The 25,440-nt window shown below is 50.0% G+C and carries 21 protein-coding genes and 1 pseudogene; 3 read left to right on the top strand and 19 right to left on the bottom strand.

The window, feature by feature from the left end; translation table 11 throughout:
• Positions 1–204: 204 nt before the first annotated feature.
• The 6 genes from QZT18_RS14260 to QZT18_RS14235 all read right to left on the bottom strand — a co-directional run bounded on the left by QZT18_RS14260 (position 205) and on the right by QZT18_RS14235 (position 7,666).
• Positions 205–1,929 carry an ABC transporter ATP-binding protein gene (locus QZT18_RS14260; protein WP_294148664.1) on the bottom strand — a complete coding sequence of 575 codons (1,725 nt, stop codon included), beginning with the start codon at positions 1,927–1,929 and terminating at the stop codon, positions 205–207.
• A 10-nt stretch (positions 1,930–1,939) separates the two neighbouring features.
• A complete protein-coding gene (locus tag QZT18_RS14255; RefSeq protein ID WP_294148663.1) occupies positions 1,940–2,737 on the bottom strand; it encodes an ABC transporter permease in 798 nt (265 codons plus the stop codon).
• Between the two features lie 21 nt (positions 2,738–2,758).
• Positions 2,759–3,703, bottom strand: coding sequence for an ABC transporter permease (locus QZT18_RS14250; protein ID WP_294148662.1), 945 nt, complete (start codon positions 3,701–3,703; stop codon positions 2,759–2,761).
• A 56-nt stretch (positions 3,704–3,759) separates the two neighbouring features.
• A complete protein-coding gene (locus QZT18_RS14245) occupies positions 3,760–5,337 on the bottom strand; it encodes an ABC transporter substrate-binding protein (protein ID WP_294148661.1) in 1,578 nt (525 codons plus the stop codon).
• Between the two features lie 417 nt (positions 5,338–5,754).
• Positions 5,755–6,633, bottom strand: coding sequence for a glycerophosphodiester phosphodiesterase family protein (locus QZT18_RS14240; protein ID WP_366925888.1), 879 nt, complete (start codon positions 6,631–6,633; stop codon positions 5,755–5,757).
• Between the two features lie 223 nt (positions 6,634–6,856).
• On the bottom strand, positions 6,857–7,666 hold the full coding sequence (locus QZT18_RS14235) for a MerR family transcriptional regulator (protein ID WP_294148659.1): 810 nt from the start codon (positions 7,664–7,666) through the stop codon (positions 6,857–6,859).
• A 178-nt stretch (positions 7,667–7,844) separates the two neighbouring features.
• Here QZT18_RS14235 and QZT18_RS14230 point away from each other — a divergent pair, with 178 nt between their 5' ends.
• Positions 7,845–8,480 (top strand): YitT family protein, encoded by a 636-nt coding sequence (locus QZT18_RS14230; RefSeq protein WP_294148658.1) that lies wholly within the window; start codon positions 7,845–7,847, stop codon positions 8,478–8,480.
• A 209-nt stretch (positions 8,481–8,689) separates the two neighbouring features.
• Complete coding sequence (locus QZT18_RS14225; protein WP_294148657.1) at positions 8,690–8,929, top strand: hypothetical protein; 240 nt, start codon at positions 8,690–8,692, stop codon at positions 8,927–8,929.
• Positions 8,930–8,990: 61 nt separating this feature from the next.
• Here the strand turns inward: QZT18_RS14225 and QZT18_RS14220 are convergent, their stop codons facing one another.
• From QZT18_RS14220 to QZT18_RS23575, 8 genes are all read right to left on the bottom strand, one after another.
• Positions 8,991–9,542: a metallophosphoesterase gene (locus QZT18_RS14220; RefSeq protein WP_294148656.1), complete on the bottom strand. Its 552-nt coding sequence runs from the start codon at positions 9,540–9,542 to the stop codon at positions 8,991–8,993.
• A 37-nt stretch (positions 9,543–9,579) separates the two neighbouring features.
• A complete protein-coding gene (locus QZT18_RS14215; RefSeq protein ID WP_294148655.1) occupies positions 9,580–12,762 on the bottom strand; it encodes an SMC family ATPase in 3,183 nt (1,060 codons plus the stop codon).
• 34 nt (positions 12,763–12,796) lie between these two features.
• Positions 12,797–13,948 (bottom strand): exonuclease SbcCD subunit D, encoded by a 1,152-nt coding sequence (locus tag QZT18_RS14210; RefSeq protein ID WP_294148654.1) that lies wholly within the window; start codon positions 13,946–13,948, stop codon positions 12,797–12,799.
• Between the two features lie 94 nt (positions 13,949–14,042).
• Positions 14,043–14,510 carry a hypothetical protein gene (locus tag QZT18_RS14205; RefSeq protein WP_294148653.1) on the bottom strand — a complete coding sequence of 156 codons (468 nt, stop codon included), beginning with the start codon at positions 14,508–14,510 and terminating at the stop codon, positions 14,043–14,045.
• Positions 14,511–14,710: 200 nt separating this feature from the next.
• Entirely contained in the window at positions 14,711–15,037 is a 327-nt protein-coding gene (locus QZT18_RS14200) for a cupin domain-containing protein (RefSeq protein ID WP_294148665.1), read from the bottom strand.
• 89 nt (positions 15,038–15,126) lie between these two features.
• The gene (gene uraA, locus QZT18_RS14195) at positions 15,127–16,377 is read right to left on the bottom strand and encodes a uracil permease (RefSeq protein ID WP_294148652.1); all 1,251 of its coding nucleotides are present in this window, start codon (positions 16,375–16,377) and stop codon (positions 15,127–15,129) included.
• A gap of 174 nt (positions 16,378–16,551) precedes the next feature.
• On the bottom strand, positions 16,552–17,370 hold the full coding sequence (locus tag QZT18_RS14190) for a sugar phosphate isomerase/epimerase (protein ID WP_294148651.1): 819 nt from the start codon (positions 17,368–17,370) through the stop codon (positions 16,552–16,554).
• Between the two features lie 149 nt (positions 17,371–17,519).
• Complete coding sequence (locus tag QZT18_RS23575; RefSeq protein ID WP_366925889.1) at positions 17,520–17,762, bottom strand: RsiV family protein; 243 nt, start codon at positions 17,760–17,762, stop codon at positions 17,520–17,522.
• 2 nt (positions 17,763–17,764) lie between these two features.
• On the opposite strand from QZT18_RS23575, the pseudogene QZT18_RS23570 reads away from it, so the two are divergent.
• A pseudogene (locus QZT18_RS23570) lies at positions 17,765–17,815 on the top strand (hypothetical protein); the annotation flags it as partial.
• Positions 17,816–19,699: 1,884 nt separating this feature from the next.
• Here QZT18_RS23570 and QZT18_RS14180 read toward each other — a convergent pair.
• The 5 genes from QZT18_RS14180 to QZT18_RS14160 form a co-directional block, all read right to left on the bottom strand.
• Positions 19,700–21,112 (bottom strand): alanine/glycine:cation symporter family protein, encoded by a 1,413-nt coding sequence (locus QZT18_RS14180; protein WP_366925887.1) that lies wholly within the window; start codon positions 21,110–21,112, stop codon positions 19,700–19,702.
• A gap of 83 nt (positions 21,113–21,195) precedes the next feature.
• The gene (gene glsA, locus QZT18_RS14175) at positions 21,196–22,119 is read right to left on the bottom strand and encodes a glutaminase A (RefSeq protein ID WP_125140918.1); all 924 of its coding nucleotides are present in this window, start codon (positions 22,117–22,119) and stop codon (positions 21,196–21,198) included.
• A 580-nt stretch (positions 22,120–22,699) separates the two neighbouring features.
• The gene (locus QZT18_RS14170) at positions 22,700–23,578 is read right to left on the bottom strand and encodes an MBL fold metallo-hydrolase (protein WP_294148648.1); all 879 of its coding nucleotides are present in this window, start codon (positions 23,576–23,578) and stop codon (positions 22,700–22,702) included.
• A gap of 14 nt (positions 23,579–23,592) precedes the next feature.
• Complete coding sequence (locus QZT18_RS14165; RefSeq protein ID WP_294148647.1) at positions 23,593–24,150, bottom strand: helix-turn-helix domain-containing protein; 558 nt, start codon at positions 24,148–24,150, stop codon at positions 23,593–23,595.
• A gap of 177 nt (positions 24,151–24,327) precedes the next feature.
• Positions 24,328–25,092 carry a hypothetical protein gene (locus QZT18_RS14160; RefSeq protein ID WP_294148646.1) on the bottom strand — a complete coding sequence of 255 codons (765 nt, stop codon included), beginning with the start codon at positions 25,090–25,092 and terminating at the stop codon, positions 24,328–24,330.
• Positions 25,093–25,440 lie beyond the last annotated feature (348 nt).

Genomic DNA, 25,440 nt, shown 5'->3' with positions numbered 1-25,440 from the left:
GGGACATTGGAATCCGCCGGTGCTTGATGAGGTTTTTTCGAATCTAGCATCCGCTGCGCATTCCACAAGCGAGAGCGGGTCCCCGTAGGAATCTTTTCTCCTGGATTCCCCCCCTCACCACAACCTACAATCCGGGACTGAAGACTCATATACACCCTCCCACTCCCCCATCCGCCATCTCACAGAGGCGTCCCCGCATCTCAACTAATCCCCCTGCAGTTGAAAACATCTGGCCGTATGTGTTTCCCCTATTCTGGTATCCCCGGGCTTTTCCGTCCGGCAGCGTTCACAGCGTTTTGGACATCTGGGATAGAAGGAACAGCCCGTAAATCCTGCGGGAACGCCTTCCCCGATATCGGCTACGGCCTTTTCCTGTGTTTCCGGGTCGCCGTCCACGATAGACGCCAGGAGCAGTTCTGTGTACGGGTGGGCCGGAGTGCGGTAAACCTCACCGGCCAGGCCGGATTCGACTATCTCTCCTCTGTATAATACCACCACGCGGCGGCAGATCCTGCGCACAATATTAAGGTCGTGGGTGATAAACAGAATCGTCATCTTTTTTTCTTCATGGAGCCTTAAAATCAGCTTCAGAATCTGGGACTGGACCGTCACGTCCAGGGCCGAAACCGGTTCGTCCGCGATGATTAGTCTGGAATCCATCATAAGCGCCGTTCCGATGCTGATTCGCTGTCTCTGGCCTCCCGACAGCTCTCTGGGTCTCCTGTCGGCAAAGGAGGGATCAAGGCCCACGTCTACCAGCATGTCGGCCACCATCTGCCTGCGTTTATCACGGTCCGTAATTCCACGCAGCTTCAGCGGTTCCTCCAGGATCCAGCCAATTTTCCTGGCAGGGTTCAGGGAGCTGAAAGGATCCTGAAATACCATCTGCGGCCTTAAATTATCTTCCATCTGGACGGTTCCCGTATAATTATCATGGAGGCCGAGTATTGTCTTGCACAACGTGGACTTACCGCAGCCGCTCTCTCCCACGATGCCGAGTATCTCACCGTCATACGCCGCCATATTCACGTCGTGGATCACATGTTTCTTTCCTTTTTTCCGTAAAAATCCTTCTCCCCTGGTGTCGTAATATACGTTCAGGTTCTCAAGGCGGAGGATTTCCTTCTCATCCTCCTCCCATGAATGTCCTTCCGGTATCGATGATACCAGACGCTTTGTATACTCATGTTTTGGGTTTTTCAGAACCTCTTTTGTTATTCCTTCCTCCACAACCTTTCCCTGATAGACGACTACCACGCGGTCGCAGATTTCTTTTACTACATTTAAGTCATGTGAGATAAAGAGGATGGAGGTATGGTTCTCATTGTGTATCTTCTTGAGCAGCCTGAGAATCTGAGCCTGGACAATGACATCCAGGGCGGTCGTCGGCTCATCGGCAATAATGAGATCCGGGGAACAGACCGTGGCCTGTGCCAGCATGACTCTCTGACGCATTCCGCCCGAGAGTTCGTGGGGATATTTGCCGCAGAGATTTTCGGCGTCGGTGAGTCCCACCTCGCCAAGCGCTTCCACCACCTTCCGGTGTATCTCTTTATCCGAAAGGGAGGTATGCAGGCGCAGGCTCTCTCCCACCTGCTTTTCTATCTTCATAACAGGGTTTAAGGAGGTCATCGGTTCCTGAAACACCATGGCCATCCTGCTGCCCTGAAGTTTTCTCTTTTCTTCATCTTTCATGGTAAGCAGATCCGTGCCTTTAAAAAGGATCTGCCCTCCCGTCACTACGGCGTCTTTTGGGAGAAGTCCCATCAGAGCCAGGGCGCTCATGGATTTGCCGGAGCCAGACTCTCCCACCACACCCAGGATTTCCCCTTCCCGGATTTCAAAGCTGATGCCCTTTACCGCCGGTGAGGTGATTCCGCCCTCCGGAAAGCCGATGGCCAGATCTTTTATTTCCACGATTGGTTTCATGGCTGTCCTCCTATTCCTGCAGGGTTCTCAGGCCTTCGCTGACCATGCTGAATCCCAGAATAATTAAAATGATGGTGACGCCCGGAAAAATCGCGTACCAGGGTGCGTTAAAGATATAGGACTGCGCCTCCGACAGCATGCGCCCGAGACTTGGTTCCGGAGGCTGGATGCCGAGGCCGAGATAACTCATGCTGGCCTCCGCCAGCACCGCATTGTTGAATCCAATGGCGGCCGCGGTCAGGATGCTGACACCGGCATTGGGAAGGATATGCAGGAAAATAATACGGAAATTCCCCGCTCCCATAATACGCGCGCTCTTGACAAAGTCCAGCTCACGGCAGCGTATCACCTCGCTCCGCACGATGCGGGCAAAGCTGGGAATGAACAAAATGCCGAGGGCCAGGATGATGTTATATCTTCCGGGACCCATAAGGCTGATGACAATCAGGGCCAGCAGGATACTGGGAAATGAGAGGAGCATATCGTTGACACGCATGACGACGTCGTCAATCCATCCCCCGAAATAGCCTGTGACGGCTCCCACCAGCGTACCGAAAACTCCTCCGATCAGCACGGTGCAGACCGCTACAAAAAAGGTGCTGCCGCTTCCATTCATGACGCGGCTTAAAATGTCCCTTCCGAAATTGTCGGTTCCCATCGGATGTGAAAATGAGGGAGCCAGGTTCACGGAAAGGGAATCCATGGCCGTCGTACCATAGGGCGTCCAGAACTGGCCCGTCACGGCCAGTACCAGAAAGAATAAGGTAATGGCAGTCCCTATAATCAGATTGTAATTTCTTTTCTTCATAATCGTACCTTCCGCCTTCTTCTACGACGTTTTAACGCGCGGATCTAAGAACTGGTATAACGTGTCCACGATAAAGTTAATGATGACAACTACAGCCGTTATGTAAAGCACAATGGCCTGCACAACCGGATAATCCCTGTTTGATATGGAGGTGATCAGCAGTCTTCCGATTCCGGGTACGCTGAATACCTGCTCCACGATAATACTGCCCGCCAGAATTTCCGCAATCACCATTGCGAGAAATGTGATGACCGGAATCAGGGCATTTTTCAGGATATGGCCGTAGAGGACCCCTGTTTTTGTATTTCCCTTGCTGAACGCGGTCCTGACGTAGTCCTTATTCATCTCCGAGAGCACGGAATTGCGGAGGAATTTAACCACCATGGCGATTTTGGGGAGCGCAATGGCCAGGGCCGGGAAAAACAGATATTTGACCGACTCCGTAAAATCTTCCGACGGCAGCGTAAATTTACCCGGCTGGAAGAAATGGAGAATCAGTCCGAATACATAGGTGAGTATCATTCCCAGAAAAAACGGCGGAACCGCCATCATAACCTGGGTGAGCTGGTTGGTCAGGACATCGCTCCACTCTCCCGCATGGCGCGCGCCCGCAATCCCAAGCGGCACGGAAAATACGAGGATGATGATGAGTGAAATAACCGACAGAAGAACGGTCACCGGCAATCGATCCTTTAACAGGGAACTGACGCTGGTTCCTTCATAGCGGTAAGAATCACCGAAATCACCCGTGGCAATGCCGCCAATCCATCTGACATAGCGCTCGGGCAGGGGATCATTTAACCCCATCTCCTCCCGCAGCGCCTCCACTTGGGCCGGGGATGCGTCTTTTCCCAGCCTCGACAGCGCGGCATCTCCCGGAATGATCGAAAAAGCAGCAAACGTCAGAAAGGAGATTAACAACAATGTGATAATGAGAGTTATCAGTTTTTTAATAAAGAATTTCATAATTCCCTCCTGGCATTTACTGCTTTTGTATTTATTCTGTTTTATTTAACATTCTTTTATTCAGCTACCTGATACAGAAGGGACATGTCCTCCGCCGATGTCGGGTAGAAGGTATAGCCGCCGAATTTCTTGTTTACGGCTACCAGGTTTGCCGGATCTTCAATATAGACCGCCGCCGCGTCCTGGGCCAGAATCATCTGGGCTTCTTTGTATTTTGCAATCTTTTCGGCATCATTGACCGCCTCATATGCCTCTTTAAAGGCATGGTCAAATTCTGCGTTGGAATAGTGCATAAAGTTTTTGCCGTCGTCGGAAACGTATCTCTGCAGCATCTTGCCCGGAGCGAGGGTTCCGTCAAAGCCGATTACCGTGGCTTCAAATTCGCCGTTCTTATAAACTTCTTCCAGCCAGGTGCTCCACTCTACCTGCTTGATCGTAGCCTTGATTCCCGCCTGTGACAATTCATCTACAATAATCTGCGCCGTATCCACATGCTGGGAATAGGAACTGGGAACCGTGATTTCCAGTGCAAAACCGTCAGGATATCCGGCCTCGGCAAGCAGTTCTTTGGCCTTTTCCACATCGTAGGTGTAAACGGTCTCGGCCTGCGGCTCATAGTATTTTGTCATGTTCGGGATCATGTTGGAACCGATAATCCGGCTCTTTCCGCCAAACAGGAAATTGTTGATTGCGTTTCTGTCCACCGCATAGCAGAGTGCCTGACGCACTTTTGCATTCGAAAGCGGTTCATACGCACTGTTTAAGTACATTCCATGAACCAGGTTCATGCTGCCTTCCACAAGGTTGTAATCGCTGCCGAGCGACTGGGCCTGGGCTGTGGTCAGATATTTTAATATATCAATGGTGCCGGCCTGAAGCTCCATGAATGCGGTATCCACATCCGGTGTGAACTTAAATTCCACCTTGTCGAGGCTTGGTACTCCCTCTTTCCAGTATCCGTCGTATTTCTTTAGGATCAGGTTCTGTCCCGGCGTATAGGATACAAACTTAAAAGGTCCCGTGCCGATCGGGTTTCCTGCCGGATCCTCATTGGAGGCAGGAATCACTGCAAGTGTAAGTTCTGTTAAAAACTCGGAATCGCCCTCTTTCAGAACCACCTCAATTGTCTTATCATCCTTTATAACCACATCCGAAAGCATAGAAAAAGCGGAGGATTCGCCCTGAATCTCCGCATATCGATCAATGGAATATTTGACATCTTCAACCGTTACCGGTGTTCCGTCATGGAACGTGATACCGTCTCTCAATGTGAAAGTAAATGTCTTTGCATCATCTGAGATAGCATACTCACTGGCAACTGCCGGCACAATACTGCCGTCTGAAGCGGGCTTAACAAGCCCTTCGTACAAATTGAAAACCACGTCTCTAGTTCCTGCGTCCGTCTCTGGGTGGGGGTCAAGACTAGCCAGGTCCTGTGTCATGCCAAACACAACACTTCCGCCTGGTACTGGTGTTCCTTCTGAAAGAGTATTACTGGTTCCGTCTACGGAAGACTCCTGTTGCTTCGTCTCTCCCGCCGAGGTGCCTCCCGCATTCTTATCGCCTCCGCATGCGCTGAGTGCAACAGATACCAGAAGTGCCATTACGCCTGTAAGCAGGTGTTTCTTTTTCATCTCTCTTACCTCTTGAATTCGTAATATTCTCTCATTATTAAATTGTCCCTATCATTGTATCAGGTTTTATAAAAAATGCAACTTTTTTATGGGAATTTTGTGACTTTTTTAGTTGGGGTGCAGGGACGCCTCTATAAGATGGCGGATAGCGGCGGCCGTCCCGGTGGTATTTTTATTTTTTAACCTTCCAACCGACAGCAAAGAGTCCGGCTCACCGTACTCTCGCGCCAAGCGCGGCCGCATAGCGGCATATTACATCTTCGCGCGAGCGTGCATCCTGCCCGGAGAGCTTTTGATATCATAAGGGCGCTTTCCTATGAGATCAAAATGCGCCGCAAAACCCATGTTCTGCGGCGCCAGACGATAGACAAACTATATTCTCCTTGTATCGGCAGTTCTTCCTTCAATGACTGGAATTTATGGCGTATGCCATGAATTCTGCAGAGTGGCGGCTTTGTCGGCACTCCGGCTCTGTCCCTCCGGGGCAAAGCTGTCGAATATGAATACGTCAAAATATTTTCTGTGGTTCTCCAGTTCCTTCTGGCTCTTGATGGTCCAGGCGGCCATTTTGCACTTATAAAACTTTCGCAGCATGGCTACCGGAAATGTCTTTGTGAACCGGCAGTTATAGGCGATAAAATCCGGTTTGCAAAAACCATTCAGCAGACAGTTGGTGAGAATTCCCTCCACATACCAGGGCGTCTTAAGGCCTTCTCTTCTGTGGTTTGTCGCCAGCTGGCCTCTTACCACCTCGGGACGGTGATGTTTAAACCACCACAGAGCGAGCGGGCTGAATGATTCGATGCAGTATGTACCATGGTAATAATCAAGCTGGGAGGCGACTATCTCACACGTCTCCCTGTATTTTCGCTCCACTTTGAGTTCGATGATGAGCGGAACTCTTCCCGCCACCATGCGGAGCACATCCTTAAAGGCCGGAACCGTCTCACCGGACCCAAACAGCGGATACGACTTCAGCTCCTCAAAGGTGCAGTCCTCGACCTTTCTGTCGATTCCGGCCGCCCTCTTTAAATCATAATCGTGAATCACCACGGGAACCTTGTCCTTTGTCAGTTGTACATCCAGTTCAATCCCATAACCGTTCTCAACCGCCTTCTCAAAGGCAGGCATCGTGTTTTCCGGATGGCCGGATGCATTGTCATGATATCCCCTGTGGGCAATATACTGCTTTTCAAACGCTTTCATCCTGTCTTTTCTGCCGACTTCCGGCATCATGCAGCAGTAGAACAGGGAGAGAAACGATACGGTTAATACTCCGGGTATTACTAAAACCAATTCTATCACCTTTCATTCTTTTCTTATGTTTCGTTGAGATGCGGAAAACACCTCGCGGGATACTACCTTCTGAACAGTGCTATCTTTTTTACTATAGCACAAAAGAAAACGTGATTCCAGATGTCCGGCTGCTTTTTCTGAATTTATTTTGGCGGATGGAATGTGCTTCCCGTAAAGGCGGCGTGGGAATCGCTATGAATCGGCCCGCTGCTCCTTGCCAAACTTACAGACTTTTAATTCTGACCTGGATTTCCGTCAGGAATTCTTCCTCAAGAATCGTGTCACGGTTGTCTATCTCATACATCTCAAAGGGGGCGCCCGCCATGGTCAGCCCCTTGCGGGACAAATAGGACAGGATCTCCTGCATACGCTCCGCGTTCTGCATGTAGCCTCCACGGTAAAAACAGGAAAGATACTCTCCGCCCGGCAGGGTAAAGTCGTATTCCTCTGCGTCATCTTCCAGTATAAAAAATACGGAATGGTATACGTTTGAAATTCCTTTCTTTAAATCCTCCAGGGATAAGAATGCGCCGATACTCTGGCCGCCGAAGTCGGATATTTTATCTTCATGTTTTCTGTGCAGCTTTTTGATAATAAAATCCATCTCCTCATCTCTGGTAACGGGTTCACTCAGTTCGACGCAGCGCCGCTCCGGCAGCGTCCGGATCTTCATTTGGCCCGTCTTTACGCTCTGCGCGGCGGTCAGAACGGAAATCCGTTCCTGTATGATCACGGTTCTGTTCTGCAGTTCCCTTATCTGGCTGTTCAGCAGTTCCTGTTCTTTTTTGAGAAGCTCAAGTGTATTGGACACACTTTGGTGATCCAGGTATTCCCTGATTTTTTCCATTGGAAAATTGAGCCTGCGCAGATCGCGTATCACGTTCAGTTTGTAGATATCCTTCAGGCTATAGAGCCTGTAACCGTTGGTATCCCTGCGGGGTTTAAGAATTCCCAGCTTTTCGTAATATCTGAGGGAATCAGGACCGATCCCGTACAGCTTTGAAATTTCATTGATCTTGTAATAGTTTTTCATGGTTTTTGGCATAACCTCCCTTATCCTGTATTGTCTGCCGTTGTCACTTTTTTATGTTGAGGTTTGGAAAAACTGCGATAATTTCATGTTTATTTTGTGTAAATAATTCAATTCTTGCTTGACCTTGGTATTATACCAGGGTTTAAGATGATTTTGAAGAGAGGAGGTCTGTATTGTTATGAAAACACTGCAGAATACAATTCGCAATTTTACCCGAGGCTTTTCCGCCAGGAAAATAACTTTAATCCTAATCGGAGCCGCAATCAGTTCTTTTGGTATTTACAATATCCACCAGCAGACAAATATCACGGAGGGCGGCGTGCTCGGCATGATGCTTCTTGCCAGTCATTGGCTGGACATCTCCCCTGCCATTATAACGCCGGTTCTCGATATCGCGTGCTACATTCTGGCTTTCCGGTATTTAGGAGGGGGATTTATAAAAATATCCGTTATCTCCACCCTCAGTGTGTCGTGCTTCTTTAAACTGTGGGAACTGGCTCCCCCCATGCTGCCCGATCTGTCCGCTTATCCGCTTTTTGCCGCCGTCTGCGGCGGAGTTTTCGTAGGACTTGGCGTCGGCCTCGTTGTGCGGCAGGGCGGTTCCAGCGGTGGGGATGACGCGCTGGCGCTCTCCATCTCACGCGGCACAAAATGGAGGATTTCACGCGCTTATCTTCTTACCGATATCACGGTATTAATTATGTCACTGTCCTACATTTCCGCCGGACGCATCATTTTTTCACTGGTGACCGTGACCGTGTCATCGTTCCTGATTGATTTTGTAAATAATTTAAGGCCGAGGCCCGCAGTCTGACCGGTAGATTCACTTCGGTTCGCGCCATATGGTATTGTCATTTTGCACAATTTATATATCATGATATATGCATACAATTGACGTTTTTTTCTGTAAATACGTTTTTCTTCTTACGAAATCTTTTTGAAAGTGATACAATTTCATTAGTGACAGTTCAGGATTGTGAAAAAAGACTTTAAAAAGAGGACCATGAAAGAGAGGTATTTAAAATGAAAAGAATTAAAGCGGCATGTATCACGCAGACTCTGCATTTTATGCTGAAAGAAGATCTGGGGCATGACTATGCGGTGAAAATGGTTAGGGCCGATGTCGATAAGTATAAGGCCCACCTCGACAAAAGCGGCGTAAAATACAAAATTCTGTCTGAGACGGCAGAGGAAGACGGCTCCGTTCTGATGGAAGTTAAAAAACAGTATAATACTTCTCCGGTCGGCAGTTACCTGGACTGATCCGGTCTTTGGGGCGGCTTTGAAAAAATCAAAGCCGCCCTATCCTTACTACTGCTCTCCCCTATTTTCCCTCTTGTTTCATGCTTTCCTCCGCCGTCCGGCACCCCGACATCTCTTTCTTAATCTTGTCAAACGGAACCGGCCGGTAGTTGGTGCGTTCCACGCAGGCGCAGAAGCTGTGGCCGGACTTGTCCCGGTACATCGGATTGCCGTGGACATGGCCGAAAATATTGGCGTAGGGGCTGTATGAATTGACATACATCGGCTCATGGGACAGCATGAAAAAGCCTTCGAGCACCACCGGCAGGGGATATACCTCTTCAAAGCCGATCTCCATCCACTCCCTGACCGAATAACTCATATCGTGGTTACCCTGAATCAGTATTTTCCTGCCGTTCAGTTTTCCCACAAGGGTTTTCAGTTCCTCTTTTTCCATATTCCAGGCTACGTCACCGAGGTGATAGACGGTATCCGCGCCGCCCACCGTCTCATTCCAGTTGCTAATCAGGGTCTCGTCCATCTCCCGGCCGCTTTTAAAGGGTCTTCCCTCATATCTCATGATGGCTCCCTTATCTCCAAAATGGGTATCTGATACCATGAATATTTCTGCCACTTTTCTCTTCCTCTCTTATTCTGATTCTCCGGCCTGTCTAATTATCCAACTCCCAGCGGACAAAACTGCCCTTTTCATTCTTCTTCACCAGCAGCTTCCTGTCAATTTGTTCTTTCAGCTCCGTCACATGGGAAATGATTCCGACCAGCCTCCGGTCCCCGGCCAGTTCCTTCAGAATCCGGATCGCCTTTGTCCTCGATGCCTCATCCAGGGAACCGAATCCCTCATCCACAAACATCGCATCAATGCTGACCCTGCCCTCCGTATTCTGGATTACATCCGCCATTCCCAGAGCCATGGCGAGAGCCGCCATAAAGGATTCTCCGCCCGACAGTGTCTTTACGTCGCGCGTCCGGTCCGTACTCATGCTGTAGACGTCCAGATCAAGGCCTACCTCGCCTTTCATTCCCAGCGTCTCCATGTCACGGCACTGCAGAAGAAGCTGGTTGTCCGTCATGACGCAGAGCCTCTTGTTGGCAGCATAAATCATCTGTTTAAAATACTGTCTCTGGATGTAAGTCTGAAAATCGATCTTTGCGGCTCCCGTCACTTTTCCGTCCGCCGTCGTATAGAGCGTCTCCATCTGCTGCTTTTCCACCTTCAGTCTGCGGCGCGCCTCCATCAGTTTTTTAAGACTTGCGTATGCTGCCTCATTGCGGGTCCGTCTGGACGATAAAAGGCCTGCCTCCCCGGACGCTTCGTTCTTCTCAGCCGTCAGACGTTCGAGGTCTTCCAGGATGTTTGTCTCCTCCGCCCTCTCCTGTCCCTTTGTGTCCTCCCGGCGCTGCTGGTAAATCGTGCCTGCCCGAAGAAGTTCGTTGTTAAAATGCTCAAGCTCTGCGGCCAGTCTTTCCCTCTCCTCCTCCGGCAGGAAGGCATCCCTGTACTCTTCTTCCGATTGGAATCCGGCTGTCTTAAGGGCTGTTTCCCACCGTTTCCTGCCCGCGTCCACTTTCACTTTCAGATTTCCACGCCGCTCCTGCCCGGAGGACAGGTATGCCTCTTTCTGTGTGAATCTGCTTCTCAAATCCGCGGCATTCTTCTCCGCCTTTTCCGCCGCCTGCTCCAGTTCTGCTTTTCCCGCATTCAGCCGGGCCAGTTCCTGCTCCGCTTCCTCGCGGCTGCTCCACAGAAGTTTTTTCTTCAGTTGTTCCGCTTCCAGATGGATTTGCCTTAGATGGATTTCAGCCTCCTGAAGATCCGGCCGCAGTTCGCGGAGCCTGTTTTCCAGCTTCTCCTTACGGTTTCCCAGTTCGGCCAGACGGCTCCTGTTTTCTTCCAGTGCTCTTACATCCTGCTCAAGCTTCTTTCCGGCCGTTGTAAGCTCCCGCGCCCCTGCAAGGCACGTCTCTGTTTCCAGGCGGACTCTCTCCGCCCTTTCCTCCGGTGCATAAGGTCCCGAACCGGCAGACCGGTCTTCTTCAAACAGCTTTTTTTCCTGCTCTCTTACCTGCTGCTCTTTTTCTTCCATCCGAATCAGGCACTTCTGGCTCTCCTCCGCCGCTCTGCGCAGGGAACGGTCCGCTTCTTCCCTCTTCCGCCTCGATTCTTCCACCTGCCGTTCCGTCACATCCTCCGCCGTCAGCACGGCTTTTTGCGGATGGTGCAGGGAACCGCATACCGGACATGGGGCGCCCTCTAAAAGCTCCGATGCCATGATGCCTGCCTGTACGGAGATAAACAGGCGGTTTCTCCTGCCGTACTCCGCCTCCGCCCCGTCAAATGCACGCTGGGCCGATATTACCAGCTCCTTATTATGGATAGAATCATTTCCAAGTTCTTCCAACTGTAAGAGTCCGGACCGAAGCCGTCTTAATTCTTCAAGGCGCAGTTCCAGCGCCTCCTCCTGCTTGCGTACCTCTACAAGGGAGAGCGGGGCTTTCTCCAGCTCTTTTGCCTCTGTTTCCAGTTCTTTTACCGTGTTCGCATTCTGCGAAAGGTGTTCCTCCGCCTCCTGCAGTTCCCGTAGAAGCCGGCCCGTCTCGTTCCGTGCCTTTCTCTCCTCGTCCAGTTTTTCGTCCAGCAGGCCATAGGACGGCATCGCTTCCTGCAAACGTCCGATGGCCAACTCCAGGGCAGGGCGCTTATCGGCCAGTTCCCGCCTCATCTCCAGACAGAGCTTTTCCGACTGTTCAAGCGGCTCCCTGAGAGCCTGCAGCTCCTGTTGCAGTTTCTCCGTCTTCTCATCGGCCAGGGCCAGCTCCGCTTCATCGGCTTCACAATTCTGCAGAAGCGGCCGGAGCGGCTCTGCGCGGCCGGCATTCTTAAGTTTTACAGCCATGCGGTCGTGTTCCGGCATTCTCTCCTTAAGCGATTGCAGCGTTCTTCCTGCCGCCTCGCATTCATCCAGACGGCGGTTCTGTTCCTTGACAAGTTCAAGCTGCTGTGCGAGGACCGCCGTCTTTTCAATCAGCGCTTCGCTTTTTTCCACCGATATGCGCTCCTGCCGTCTGCTCTCCTGCGTGATTTCATTTAAGAGACCAAGGATATCATCGCCCTTTGTCTCCAGCTTTCCCGATATCTCCCGCCACTGCTGTGCCTGTCCGTTTCCGTCTTCGGGAACCGCTACCTGGGACAGTTCGTGGAGACAGAGGGTTTCGTTATCCTTCAGCCTGATATAAAGTTCATTGTTCCTGTCTTTTAATTTCTGCTGGATTTTCCAGTAAATGCCCGTATTGAATATGCGGGAAAAAATCTCCTTCCTCTCTTTTGAAGAGGCATGGAGCAGCTTCATGTATTCTCCCTGGGCGATCATGGCTATCTGGGCAAACTGGTTCCGGTCCACTCCCACGATCTCCCTGATCTTTTCATTAATGTCGCTGAGTCTGCCCGGATACTCACTCCCGTCAGGCAGATAAAAGGAGGCCTTTGCCGACACCGTCGTAATGGTGCGCTCGCCGTCCTTATTCCTGCGCTTGCTGATTCTTTGATAGGCGGGACTTCTCCTTACACGGTATACTTCCCCCCGGTCGGAAAAGATAAGTTCCACCCAGGTTTCCTCCCCTTCTCCCGCATATTGGCTCCGCATCATCGTGCCGTCGCGGCTGTCGCTGCTTGTTTCACCGTAGAGGGCAAATGAAACCGCGTCGAAAATCGTCGTCTTTCCCGCCCCCGTGTCACCGGTTATCAGAAAAAGGCCGTGACCGACCTTCTCAAAATCGATCTCCGTCACACCGGCATAGGAACTGAACGCAGACATTGTTATTTTTAAGGGTTTCATCGTCTCACTCCTCTCATTCGGCCAAGCGGCAGCCTCATTCTATCTCCTCCAGCACGCCGCGCAGAATCGTTTCCTGCTCCCCGGTCATGGGGCAGTGCCGGATTGCCTCATAAAACCTGCAAAATGCTTCAAAGGGGTCCGGAATTTTTATTTCTTCCCCGTCCTCCATCAGCTTTTTCCTGGTTCTCTCGTTATCAATCCTTATTTCCAGAATCCGGTCATATGCCTCCTGAAGCTGATCCTTCATATCGTATGCTTCCGTCTCGTCGGTCAGGGTAATGCTGACAAAGTCACCCCTTCCCTCCCCGTCGGACGCGGCCAGGACATCCTCTAGGGGCCCCCTGATCCTGCGGACATCGGGACGGCATATCAGGGGCAGGCTCTCCGTCTTCAGCGTGCCCTTCTCCTCCAGCGTGACCATCATGACCGCCTTGTGATGATGCTCCTCGCTGACCGAATATTTGTAAGGAGTGCCGCTGTAGCGGAACCTCTCTTCCCCCACCTTCTGAGGCCCGTGCAGATGTCCCAGGGCCGCATAGTCGAATGCGGACAGTGCGGATACATCGATCTGATCAAGGCCGCCCGACGTCAATATGACGGACTCAGAATCGCACACCGACGGTTCACCGGTCCCCGATACAAAAAACTGGTGCGCCAGAAGCACATTTCTTTCCTCTTCCCTGATCTCCTCGCGCTCCAGCACGGCCCGGAATGCGCTGTCATAGCCCGTCACCTTTCCCTCTTCAAACAAATGGCGCACATAGCCCGGTTTGATAAAGGGAAACAGGTAAAAGTTTACCTTTCCCCACTCGTCCTCCAGCGTAATCTTTTTAAGCCTGTCCTCCGGCGAAGACGGCGGCAGGGCAGAGATATGGATCTGATGACGCCCTAAAAAAGAAGAGGCGTAGGAAAGCCTCTCCGGTGAATCATGATTGCCGGCTATAATCAGAACCGGCATAGACGGCCGGACGGCGGACAGACGGTTTAAAAATGAATCAAATACCGTGTACGCCTCGGCCGAAGGAACCGATTTATCGTAAATATCCCCGCAGATGAGGACGGCATCCGGCTTTTGGTCTGACGCGTATTCAATAATCTGCGCCAGGGCGCTCTCCTGGCTGTCCTTTAAACCGTATCCGTTCATCTGCCTGCCGATATGCAAATCCGATATGTGAAAAAATTTCAAACTTATGCCTCCTTAGCCGTTCAGCCGCTGTTTTCTGTTAACATCAGTCCGGTTTTCTCCGTTTCGTTTTGCCGTCCATCCTCCCGTCCCGATGTTAATTGTTTTCCTCTGTTGTCGTTTCTTCTGTCACCGCTTCCCCTGTCCCACTGCTCAGGGAATCCCCGCTCATACTGCCGGACGTCTCCGGTATCTGTCTGCCGGAGGGCAGAACCTCAAGCTGAATTACGCAGTCCGTCTCATTATCTCCGTAAAAGACCGGGATCCTGTATATTCCCGGCGTATTGAAATCGCACTCACTTAAATCATAGCTGAATTTAGCCGGATTCAGTTTGCCGTCGGGAAAAAACTTGGCGGCATTCAGAGCCGGTACATCTCCGGCCGTCGTCTTGGCATAGAGTGTAATCTCCGAATTCTTGTCATAAAGCGCAGCCTCCGCCCCCGTTCTCGTTTTAAAAATCATAATCAGCATGCCAGCCAGCACGATACCTCCGAACATACTGATCCGGAACCATCTTCTTCCCCCTTTTAAGCTCCCTTTCGTGCCTCCTAACTTCTTTTTCATACCTGTCCCTTCTTCCAAATTCTGTCCTAATTCCTTTGCTTTCAATTAAGCGGCATTTTTATCTTCGCATGAGTGCGCATCCTGCCCGGAGGGCTTTAACTATCACAGGAGCATTTTCCCATGATATTTAAAACAGGCCGCTGTACGTTACTGTGCAGCGGCCCGTCCGGCAGAAAGCTCCTATTCCCCGCTTTCCGATATCAATCGTAAATAATCAACGCCATGAATACGAGATCCGTATTCCCCTTATTCGCCATGCCGTGGCTGTATCCGTTGGGGGTAAAAGTCCGATCTCCGGGTACCACTGTGCGGATCGTACCATTGTCATTGTACTCTCCCTCACCCCTTATAATGTAATAGGTCTCACTGTTGCCAACATGCTCGTGATATCCAAGGGAACATCCGGGTGCAATCGTCACTTCCGAAAACATCTTGCCCTTGCCGTTCATCTCTTCTTCGTTCAGAATATATTTTACCGAGATTTCTCCGTCCCCGCCGTTGGCATTCTTTTTGATTACCGTTTCCATCACTGTCTGCCTCCTCTTATAACTTTCCTTCTTATACTGTTTATTATACTTGTTCTTTCCAATCTTTTCAATCACAAACGCCGTCTTGTTTACTCGTTTGTCAGGTTAAGTTTGTCCAGCACATGGAAAATCAGGCTCAGAATCATTCCGACCACACAGGCCAGGACCATTCCCGTCATCTGGATATTTCCGATGCTTAATTTGATACCCGAAAGACCGGTTACAAAGATGACCGACGTGAGGGCCAGGTTCCTTGAATTGCCGTAATCAACCCTTGAATCCACCAGAATGCGGAGTCCCGACGTACCGATCATACCGTAGAGCAGGAAAGAAATTCCTCCGATAACCGGTCCCGGAATCGTGCTGATTAACATGGATAATTTACCAATAAAGGAACAAACAATGGAAAGCACGGCCGCACCGGCAATAACGCGGACACTGTAGACCCTCGTCACGGCCATGACTCCGATATTCTCTCCGTATGTGGTCGTCGGTACAGAGCCGATAAAACCGGACAGCATCGTGGAAAAATTATCACCGAATAGGGAGCGGTGAAGTCCCGGGTCCTTTAAAAGGTCTCGTCCCACAATCTTGCTGGTCACGACCTGATGGCCGATATGCTCCGACGTGATAACAAGGATGACCGGCAGAATAATCATAATCGCCTCCGGGTTAAATTTCGGGGAGGAGAAATTGGGGATTGCAAAAATGGGAGCATTAACCACCGGGGCAAAATCCACCAGACCGCAGGCAATGGCAGCCACGTATCCCAGAATTACCGCAATCAGGATTGGGATGACGGACAAAAATCCTCTGAACAGGATGGAACCGAATACGGCAACTCCCAGTGTTACGAGGAAAACAATCATCTTTTTCGGGTCTATCACTTCATCCAGAAGTCCCGCGTTGCTTGCCGCCGTTCCGGACAGTTCCAGGCCAATCAGAGCCACAACCGGACCCATGGCCGCAGGAGGCAGCACGATGTCAATCCACTCCGAACCAAATTTGTAAATAATAAATGCAAGAATACAGCCGCAGAATCCGACCGCAACAAAACCGCCCAGCGCATAGGCATAGCCAAATTTTTCAATGACAATGCCGGCAGGAGCCAGGAATGCGAAGCTGGACCCCAGATAAGCGGGCGCTTTTCCCTTTGTCACAAAGATAAAAAGCAGTGTTCCCACACCATTCATGAATAAAACGATAGCCGGATTGATACCGAACAGAAACGGAACCAGCACCGATGCGCCGAACATGGCAAACATATGCTGGATGCTGAGGGGCACCAGCAGGTTAAACGGCACCTTCTCCTCAACCTGAATAATACGATGACTTTCCATTTTTACCTCCCATACTCTTTTGTAAGATTTAGTGCAGGAAAATAGCGCAGGAAGAAACCTGTAGCACGATACTTCGGCCACTGCATCCTCCTGCGCTTATTCTGCAAGTTTCTTCTACATATTATGCCATAGACGGTCATATTCGTAAAGATTTTTTTAGAAATGAACTTCGTATTATTTACGGCCGGTCAGTGACCTGATATACCGGTATCCTTCTTCCGCCGCATTCCTCGGAGGTTCGGGACGGTACTCAAACGCCAGGTACCGCTCATAGCCAATCTCCTCCAGCGCCTGAATCAGCAGGGGATAATCGAATTTTGCTCCATCCGGGCAGCTTCGCTCTTCCCCGGACACATCGACCTGGTAAATGAGATCCCCATATTTCAGGATCTGATGATAAATCTCTTCCTCTTCATACTTCATGTGCATCGTGTCAAGCTGGAGCTTCAGGCTGGGTGAGTTGACGTTTCGGATATAATCGGCCGTCTCTTCAATACTGATGTACGCGTCCGTCTCAAAATGGTCATTTGCCTCCAGAATCACCACAATTCCCTTAGATTCCGCATAGGCAACCAGCTCATCGATACTCTTATGCAGCCGCTCGTAATAATCCTTTTTCGTTGGCGCATCCGAAGTCCATCCTCGGATCGCACCGATAATGACCCTGGCGCCGCCCAGCTTCTTGGCCAGGTCCACATGTTCCTTCATGCGTTTCACCGCCCGCCTGCGGCCCTCTTCCTCACCGCATCCCAGGCTCAGTCCGTCCACGGTATATCCCCTTCCGGTTGCCAGGGCCGAAACCTTTATCCCGTAATGTGACGCGAGTTTCAGTATCTTGGACGGCTCCACCTCGGAAGGGCGGTTCAGGGTCAGTTGAACCGCATCATATCCGATCTGGGCCGCCATCCGTATCGTCTCTTCATAGGAACCCTGCAGCGGAGCCGTCGCACATGGAAATGTGCCGTCCGCTATAATTACACTTGTTTTCATCATACCCTCCGATTCAATCAGCTTTTTGCCTGATTCCGAATGATCCGCCCCGGCGTCCTATTCTTTCAGTCTTAAGATGATTGTACTTCAGCATGGCGTAACATTCCAATACTTCCTGTCTATCGGGGGGATAGAATCCTTCTATCCTGTTATCATTCTTTCATCTTCAGTTCCGAGTACGGTATCGTTACTTCCGGGAATCCTTCCGCATACGGCGCGATTGCATACGGTGAATAATAGAATACCACTCCCTCCGGAGTAATATAAAAGTCCGAATCAAAGCTCACGTCGTCCGCGATCATATGTTCCAGATCTTCCGGGGATTCAAAGGCAAAGTTTGTCTTCTCCGCCAGCTCCCTGAACGCCCTGCTCACAATACTCTGAAGCTCTTCCACCGAATTATCGACAAGATCATTCAGCTTCATCTGCTCTCCCGTCTTACGGTTAAAGACAAAATAGTCTCTGGAAGGCGTACCGTGGGCTCCGCCCGAATATTCATAGCCGTCCGCCTCCACGCAGAGCCGGTTATCATCGAGATAATTGATCGCCACAATCTCGTAAGTAAGCGTCGCCAGATGGAAATCGTCCCTGTAGCTCAGGGATTCATCCAGGTAAGACGCCATCTCGTCACTGTATGACAGCAGGGCGTCGCGGCGCTCCTCCATCGTGCGGTTCATCGCCTTTACCGCGTCGCTGTCACCATCAAATACCAATGTCTCAATATAAATCTCCATCGCCGTCGTCTCGCTGCCGGAGAACGGGATTTCTTTCTTCTCCGCCTCTACGTGGCCCAGTTCACGGATTGGCGACTGGTAGAGCGCCGGTTCCAGAAGTTTTTTCTCTTCTCCCGTGTCGAGGGCCGTCTTACCAATATAAACACCGTAGTCTTTGATCTCCTGACAGTAGATGGAATCCTCCGAGACAAAAAAGTTACCGTCATAATCGTACATGTTGAGCGTTCCTGGTTCCGTATTGATGGATGCGGCTTTTGTAACCTCACCTGTTTCCGCGTTCACCTTATAAAACCGGGTTCCCTCACTGACGGTCTGGTAAACCTTGCTGGTCAGATAATAGAGGTAACCGTCCCTGTACTGAATCAGCTGCGGGTTGTCGGATGATGCAAAAAGAAGCGTCTTATCAAGAGTTTTAGCATCATACCGGTAACATTGGGTATTTCCGCTGCCATCCTGGAACAGTACAAAAAAACCGTCTTTGTCAAACAGAACCGAGGAGGTGTTGGTTACCTCCGGCACTTCCTTCGCCCCGCTTCCATCGGCCCCTGCAATGACCAGACAACTGTCATTCTGCACCGGCATGTATCCATAGTGTTCCACCATAAAGGGCAGCATACCGCTGTAAAGCTCATGGCACCCTTCCGGGATGCGGCCGTACACGGTCTGATCCGAAGCCAGCTCTTCTCCGAGGCTGCCGTCCTCATTCAGTGAAAATGCCTGATTTACGTTATATCCCCGGATATAGAGGACGTCCTCCGATGCATAAATTCCGGAGGCCTGGTTCGCCGGAGCCGCCAGATGTGACTCTTCCCCGGTCACCAGCTCCTTTTTATAGAGGCCGTATACAAAGGCGCCGTCCTCCCCATTTGCCGAACTTACATCATAATACAGATTCCCCCGGTAAACCCAGAAGGAATCGTTCATCTCGCCCTCCTCAAATGTCTTTACCTGAGTCAGCTTGTCCGTCGCCTTGTCAAGGCTCCAGATAGAACCGTCATACTTAAAGAAAAGATGACGGCCGGATTCCACCATCGTCTCCGTGTTTCCCGTGGCCGTCAGGGTATCCTTCCTGATATCCACATCCTGAACCGCCTCGGTCCCCGGCACGGTCTCCGTCTCTGCCGTAGCGGCCGTCACATCGACTTGCGCCTGCCGTTTGCAGCCGGTTACGGCAATCGGCATCAGTGCCGCGAGGGCCGTTACCGCGGCTGCGGCCGTATAGTTTTTAATTTGTCTTTTTATCTTTATTCTTCTCACGTTTATCTCCTTACTGGTTCAATTCCTTCTGATATTCTCCTGCTGCCATCCATTCTCTACCAACATTCATGTTTGAATTTTCTCTTATGTCACTTACAATAAGTGTAACTTTTTTTCATCAGCTTGTCAAAGAATGGGATAAATATTAATAGAACAGTAAGGATTTTAATCCCACCGCGCCGAGTGCGATCCTGCCCGGAGGGTTTTTTCATACCATAGGAGCACTTTCCTATGATATGAAAAAAAACAGCCGGTTTGCAGCCGGGGCGCAAACCCTGACTGCAAATCGGCTGTCTCTCTTTATTCCATCACTTTCGTGATATTTATCTTTACCGTCCTGTCTAATTCCAGAAATCCGTCTCATCTTCAAGCTGAATATTAGCAGCTTTAAATACAGGATTCTTTCCTGCTTTTTTCTGCTGAATATAGTCGTTCATGCAGCGAACGGCCGGTTTAGCGAGAAGGATGATAACCGGAAGGTTGATGATTGCCATCAGGCCCATCAGAACGTCCGCAGTATCCCAGGCAACGCCGAATTCGATCGTTGCGCCGAAGCAAACGATAATGGCAGCCAGAATACGGAAGCCATGGAGCAGGTTCTTGCTCGGTGTCTTATTACAGATGAAGCCAAGGCCCATCTCTGCATAGTAGAAGTTTCCAATCAGTGTCGTAAATGCAAAGAGGCAGAGGGCTACCGTAATGAAAATCGTTCCGAAGCCGCCCAGTGAATTGGCCACTGCAGCCTGTACATAGCTCATACCTGCCATCTCTTTTGTCGGTGCAACACCCGAGCAGAGAAGCATGAATGCGGTAGCGGTACAGATGACGATCGTATCGATATAAACGGAAAGCATCTGAACAAGTCCCTGTTTTACAGGATGGGAAACTCCGGCAGATGCCGCAGCGTTAGGCGCGGAACCAACACCGGCCTCGTTGGAGAATAAACCTCTCTTGATACCCTGCATGATGGCGGAACCGGCAAAGCCTCCGAAAATCGCCCTGAAATCAAAAGCGCCTTTTACGATGCTTGCAATCATTCCCGGAACCATGTTGATATGGGTAATAACAATAAACAGTGAAACTGCGATGTAGAATAATCCCATTACCGGTACGAGCACGCCCGTTACCTTAGATATCTGTTTTCCGCCGCCGAAAATACAGAATAAGAAAGCAAGCGCCAGAACACCGCCCACAATCTTAGGTGTCAGTGAAGGATCATAAAAGCTGTATGCTTTAAATGTATCTGCGATGTTGAATGCGGCTACCATGTTGAAACCGCCCATATAAGTTACGATTAAAACAACGGCAAACAAAATGCCGATCCAGCGTTTTTTCAGAACTGCCTGAATATAGTATGCAGGTCCGCCGTAAGAACTTCCGTCATCTGCCCTTTTCTTGTAAATCTGAGCCAGGGTACTCTCCACAAATGCGGAGGCGCTGCCCAAAAGTGCGGTCAGCCACATCCAGAACATGGCTCCCGGTCCGCCGATACAGAGAGCGGTGGAAATACCCGCGATATTGCCGGTACCGACACGCGATGCGGTGGAAACCATCAGAGCCTGGAAGGATGAGATAGATTTATCATCATCTTTCGGCTCCATTACGACACGGATGGCCTCCTTCAAATAGCGGAACTGGATAAATTTCGTTTTCACGGTAAAATAAATTCCTGCTCCGAGCAGCAGTATAATCAGTATGTAGCTGTAAAGCCAGTTGCTGAGTAAACCAATAATTTTTGCGTACAATATATACACCTTCCCTTTCCTTTTTTCGCCCCATCATTTCCGCTTTCCGTCAAAAACCCATTTCCCCGGAAAAGGTTATTCTGAAGCGTTCCCTACAGAGTGTCCTCGGCAAACATATGCAGCCTCAATTTCTCCGACAAATATTTTAACATATATCTGCCTGCAATGCTATTCCCTTTTTGATCCAGAGCGGGACCGTAGATTCCGATGCCCATCTTCTTTTCAACCACCGAAAGGATTCCCCCTCCGACTCCGCTCTTAGATGGAATTCCGACCTGCACGGCGAACTCCCCCGAACCGTCGTACATTCCACATGTCAGCATAATTGTCTTTACCACTCTCACTACATCTGCATCCAGCAGTCTTTCTCCCGTCTCAGGATGGATTCCGCCTCCGGCCAGGACCATTCCCAGTCCCGCCAGGCTTTCCGCCGTCACACTCAGGGAGCACATTTTCACATAGAGATCCAGGCTCTTTTCCACATCGCTGTCTATAATCCCCTTGCTTTCCAGCAGATAAGCGATGGCCCTGTTTCTCGCACTGTGCGTCATCTCCGAACGGCAGACCTTCTCATCCAGGACAATTCCCGGATCCAGACAGAGCTTTCTGGCAAACTGAAGCATTTCTTCAAAGCTGACCACCGGCATCAAATAGCTGGCCACAGCAATCGCGCCTGAATTAATCATCGGATTATATGGATAATTGCTGGAAAGATCCAGCTTCACCAGGGAATTAAATGCGTCGCCGGAAGGCTCCATGCCCACTTTGGCGAACACCTTATCAAATCCGCAGACTTCCAGCGCCGCCGCCAGGGATATCACCTTTGATATACTCTGGATGGTAAAACGGATATCTGTGTCCCCTGCTTTGAATACTTCCCCTCCGGCAGTATAGATGCAGATTCCCAGATGATTTTTGTCCACATTGCCAAGTTCCGGTATGTAAGATGCCGTTTCTCCGTGGACAATTTCCTTCCTGCCTTCCTCCAATGCCTTTTCAAGCATTTCCTGAACCATTTCCTCTCCTCCTTTCCGCCCGATACCGGCCTGTTGATATAAATAATTATAACTCTTATTAACAAATTTGTATAATGCTAAATGAATATAACATTATAGCAAAAAGGTTGAACAAGGGGAAAAATGAGGACGCTGATGTAAGGATGGCGGACGGGATGGGGATGGTGGGGCTTCAGTCCCGGGGAGGCTGCCGCGTTCGGGGAATACGGGCTGAAAATATTCCTACGGGGACTCGCTTGCGCTTGTGGAATGCACAGCGGATGCTAGCTTCGTGAGAAACCTCAGCAAGCACCGGCGGATTCCAAGGTCCCCTGCGGAATGTTTTCACCCTTCTTCCCCCCTGTTACGTTGTGATGGGACTGAAGCCGGGGACGGATCGGCTGTGTCCGCCATCCTTACGTCGGCTGTGTCTCTCAGTTTTCAGGGGAGGGGATGGAGAGGGAGGATGGCGGCGGCAGAGGTGACTGACGGCAGAGGTGACCGGCTGCAGGGGTGGCCGAGACGGGGTTGACGGGGCAGCTTGAGGTGAAAGGGGATTATGTCTGGGGTTTGGAGTTGGATTCTCTGTCCGGGGTTTGTTTTAGGGGTTTGTCCAGAGAAGTTTGTTTTGTTCGAAGGAGGCTGTGAGTTTGCCTGTGTCTTTTAGCCATGCAAGGTAGGATCGGACGGTGCTGCCTATGAGGACGTATTGTTCGAAGTTCATTGTCAGGCCATAGGCTGAGAACAGGTTTTGGAGGAGGTCTTCGAAGGTGGTTGGGGTTTGGCAGAGGGAGGTAATCTTTTCTGCGGTTTCCCAGACTTTGTCGATGTTGTATTGTGCGAGGGGCACGATGTTTTCTGTGGCTTCTGCGTGGGCCGGGATGAAGATTCTGGCGGTCATGGTTTTGACTGTTTCGAGTGTTTTCAGGTAGGCGTCCACGTCATAGAGGAAGCTTATCTGGTATTTGTCCAGGGTCTGACGGCTGGACAGGCAGTCGGCCAGGTAAACTGCACCGTCCGGGGTCCGGAAGCCGACCATGTCGAAGTAGTGGCCGGGCAGCGGGATGATTTCAAAGCCGTTTGGCAGGGTTTCTTTTGTTAATTCGGCTGCATCGCTCTCCTGGGCCATGAGGAATTTGTGGCGCAGATCTTTTGGCGGAAATCCGCCGTACAGGAATGCCGGTTCTAAAACCGGGTGTTTTGTGAATTCACAGTTGATGTCGGGCGCGTAGATTTTGCAGCCGGTCTGTCCCTGCAGGTATTTATTTCCGCCGATGTGATCGGCGTTGGCATGTGTGTTGTAAATAGCTGTCAGGTGCCAGTTATTTGCTTCCAGAATCTGGCGTACCTTACGTCCCGCATCTTTGTCGCTGCCGCTGTCTATCAGGCAGACATCGTTCTCATTTAATTTGACAATTCCGATTTTAGACGGATTTTCAATATAATAGCTCTGTTCCGTGGCTTGTATTAATTCGTACATTCTGATTTCCTCCATTAACGGCTGGGATAAAATATCGTGTTGTAAATTGTGCAGGCTTGTTCAAATGGATTGTGATAGGAATGAGGGATGTCCGCATAAAAACGGACCGCCTGCTTTTCTTCTATAATAATTTCCTGCCCATTTAAAATAAGCTGCAGTTTCCCGGTTATTACAAAAACGTGCTCTTCCACTCCATCGTCGTGTTTATCGGAATGATGGAAGCAGTCCGGAGCGAATTCGATGAAAAAAGTTTCGACATTGCGGATCGGATCGTAAGCAAACAACGGATAAGCACGCATCTTCCCGTCCTCCTCCGTAACGGCCTCCACACCGTCAACGCCGACAACCGTGTATTCCACCTGCCTTTCTTCCAAAAAAGACGAAAGCGGCGTTTTCAGTCCCGTCGCTATCTTCCAAAGCGTCGTAATCGTGGGAACCGACTGCCCACGCTCAATCTGCCCCAGCATGGGTTTACTGACTTCCGTCAGGAAAGACACCTCATCCAAACTCAGCTTCTTCCTGGTCCGAATTTCCTTCAATTTTTCCCCGATCGTTGAAACTGGTGTAAGCATAAAACCTCCTTTTCAAAAATCATATAACATATTTTAATATACTATAGCATATTTTCAATTACATTTCTACTCTTATGCTTTATTCCGCTTACCGAAACGCCCGGATTATCCCGGCTTACTACGGGAAGATATGGCAGCTTCTTCAGGAGAAGAATTATTAGGAAATCAGAGTTTTTCTCACCGAACTGCTTCTGTCCCGTCTTTTTCTGCCAAAGATTCATAAAACGCATCCAGTTCTCCGCCTTCTATGGATACCTCCCTGATTTCCTTTATGCCTGTATACTTCGTCGCCAAGTTATCAAACATTATCAGGCCATGAACGTGGATTTCAGAGTCAATTACACCGTCACCATGGGGCAGAATTACCGCCTCGTAATAAACCGTTCCATCCTGCTCCTTTTTCACTATTTTCACTTGCTTCACCGTAATTTGGTAATCAAAGTTTACTGCATTGATGTGATAGGTCATAAAGCCATTCATGGAAAGACAATCGTCAATCATTTCCCTTGATGCATCGCCCTGGAACAGAGCAGAAACGGCTTCCCTCAATTTCTGTGTTGAAGGCATGTTCTCAAGCATAAGAATCCGGGAGGAATCTCCACTTTCCCTATCCTCTGCCTCCTGCCGCACGCGCTGATAGGCCGCAGCAACTTCCGTATTGGGCGCTTCAAGCATAAATTTTAGCCGTTTCTCTTCATTTGCAGTCGAAAACGTGGCGGACAGCGTAGCCGCCAGTGCGATAAGCGCCAGACCTGCCGCCGCCAGCCAATGCTGCCATTCCTTTTTGTCCTGGCTGTAGGTCTCGGCGGCGCGTGATAAAAACACCGCCATCACGAAAAAGTAAATGAGCAGTGTGGTAATATGTGATGAAAGAATGGCCGTGATTCTAGCCGCAATGGAGAGCAGTGTCAATATAATGCATAGAATCCTGAATTTTTTCATGAGATTGCTCCTTTCATTTTTATGGAATAAAATATTAAATTCACCTAGAAAAGAACCAAATTAGCAATAATATAAAGCATTATCATGCTTTTGACTCACCTTCCTTTGCATTGGATGCCATGGGTCTTCGCTCCTTTTTTTCGTTACTGGTATTTTACCAGAAATGAAAAAAAGCGAATCCGGGCCTGCCTGTGATTCGTGTAAAAAGTTCATGGATGAATTCCCTGCTCCTTGCAACACTAATAGTCAGAACCCCCACTATTTCTTCACTCTATGATCAGCTGGTTTTGCTGGTCGACTGTCAACGGAATACACTGCATTCCAGCGTAAAATGCTTGCATCTAGCTA

Source organism: uncultured Clostridium sp. (assembly GCF_900547735.1).
GTDB lineage: Bacteria > Bacillota > Clostridia > Lachnospirales > Lachnospiraceae > Otoolea.
This window is presented reverse-complemented; position numbering and strand designations above follow the sequence as displayed.

Excerpts from the sequence above, each read along its gene's own strand:
- QZT18_RS14260 (WP_294148664.1), bottom strand. The coding sequence starts at position 1,929 with ATGAAACCAATCGTGGAAATAAAAGATCTGGCCATCGGCTTTCCGGAG.
- QZT18_RS14255 (WP_294148663.1), bottom strand. The coding sequence starts at position 2,737 with ATGAAGAAAAGAAATTACAATCTGATTATAGGGACTGCCATTACCTTA.
- QZT18_RS14250 (WP_294148662.1), bottom strand. The coding sequence starts at position 3,703 with ATGAAATTCTTTATTAAAAAACTGATAACTCTCATTATCACATTGTTG.
- QZT18_RS14245 (WP_294148661.1), bottom strand. The coding sequence starts at position 5,337 with ATGAAAAAGAAACACCTGCTTACAGGCGTAATGGCACTTCTGGTATCT.
- QZT18_RS14235 (WP_294148659.1), bottom strand. The coding sequence starts at position 7,666 with ATGAAAAACTATTACAAGATCAATGAAATTTCAAAGCTGTACGGGATC.
- QZT18_RS14230 (WP_294148658.1), top strand. The coding sequence starts at position 7,845 with ATGAAAACACTGCAGAATACAATTCGCAATTTTACCCGAGGCTTTTCC.
- QZT18_RS14225 (WP_294148657.1), top strand. The coding sequence starts at position 8,690 with ATGAAAAGAATTAAAGCGGCATGTATCACGCAGACTCTGCATTTTATG.
- QZT18_RS14215 (WP_294148655.1), bottom strand. The coding sequence starts at position 12,762 with ATGAAACCCTTAAAAATAACAATGTCTGCGTTCAGTTCCTATGCCGGT.
- QZT18_RS14205 (WP_294148653.1), bottom strand. The coding sequence starts at position 14,510 with ATGAAAAAGAAGTTAGGAGGCACGAAAGGGAGCTTAAAAGGGGGAAGA.
- QZT18_RS14200 (WP_294148665.1), bottom strand. The coding sequence starts at position 15,037 with ATGGAAACGGTAATCAAAAAGAATGCCAACGGCGGGGACGGAGAAATC.
- uraA (WP_294148652.1), bottom strand. The coding sequence starts at position 16,377 with ATGGAAAGTCATCGTATTATTCAGGTTGAGGAGAAGGTGCCGTTTAAC.
- QZT18_RS14190 (WP_294148651.1), bottom strand. The coding sequence starts at position 17,370 with ATGATGAAAACAAGTGTAATTATAGCGGACGGCACATTTCCATGTGCG.
- glsA (WP_125140918.1), bottom strand. The coding sequence starts at position 22,119 with ATGGTTCAGGAAATGCTTGAAAAGGCATTGGAGGAAGGCAGGAAGGAA.
- QZT18_RS14170 (WP_294148648.1), bottom strand. The coding sequence starts at position 23,578 with ATGTACGAATTAATACAAGCCACGGAACAGAGCTATTATATTGAAAAT.
- QZT18_RS14165 (WP_294148647.1), bottom strand. The coding sequence starts at position 24,150 with ATGCTTACACCAGTTTCAACGATCGGGGAAAAATTGAAGGAAATTCGG.
- QZT18_RS14160 (WP_294148646.1), bottom strand. The coding sequence starts at position 25,092 with ATGAAAAAATTCAGGATTCTATGCATTATATTGACACTGCTCTCCATT.